Origin of the sequence: Methylocella silvestris, assembly GCF_002891535.1 — a bacterium.
Taxonomy (GTDB): Bacteria; Pseudomonadota; Alphaproteobacteria; order Rhizobiales; family Beijerinckiaceae; genus Methylocapsa; species Methylocapsa silvestris_A.
The window spans coordinates 1-455 of the sequence record NZ_PDZR01000069.1 but is presented as its reverse complement, the minus strand read 5'-3'; the positions used below and the strand labels follow the sequence as shown (position 1 = coordinate 455).

1 protein-coding gene is annotated in these 455 nt (G+C 65.5%); it reads right to left on the bottom strand.

Annotated elements, in window-relative coordinates:
* Positions 1–58: 58 nt before the first annotated feature.
* A complete protein-coding gene (locus CR492_RS20265) occupies positions 59–274 on the bottom strand; it encodes a DUF3489 domain-containing protein (RefSeq protein WP_245412199.1) in 216 nt (71 codons plus the stop codon).
* Positions 275–455: the final 181 nt, after the last annotated feature.

Genomic DNA, 455 nt, shown 5'->3' with positions numbered 1-455 from the left:
CGAAAGCGCTCGGCCTCGGCATTCAACGCGGCGCGATCGAAAGAGACCGAAGACATCGTCACGCCGCCTTCCGGCGCGCCTTTTCCTTGGCGGGCGGCCCGCTGTCTTCCGTCGGGAGACGGTAGACCCGGGCGTCGCCTGTCCTTTCCGAGGCGAGCGTCAGTCCGAGCTTCTTGCGCACCACGGCCGCGAGGAAGCCGCGAACCGAGTGCTGCTGCCAGCCCGTCGCCGTCATGATGGCGGCAAGGGTCGCGCCCTGAGGTCGCCGGAGCATCGCGTCCTGCTTCGTTCCCGCGCGCGGCCTAGGTTGAGAACCCATACAGTCCTCTGATTCTATGGTATCTTTTCTCCATGATTTGAGTCGCGGGGGCGAATGTCATGGCGAAGAGTTTGTTTTGGCTGTCGGATGCGGCATGGGAGGCGCTGGAGCCGCATCTGCCGCGCGGCAAGCCGGG

Coding starts and splice junctions, on each gene's coding strand:
- CR492_RS20265 (WP_245412199.1), bottom strand. CDS start 274: ATGCTCCGGCGACCTCAGGGCGCGACCCTTGCCGCCATCATGACGGCG.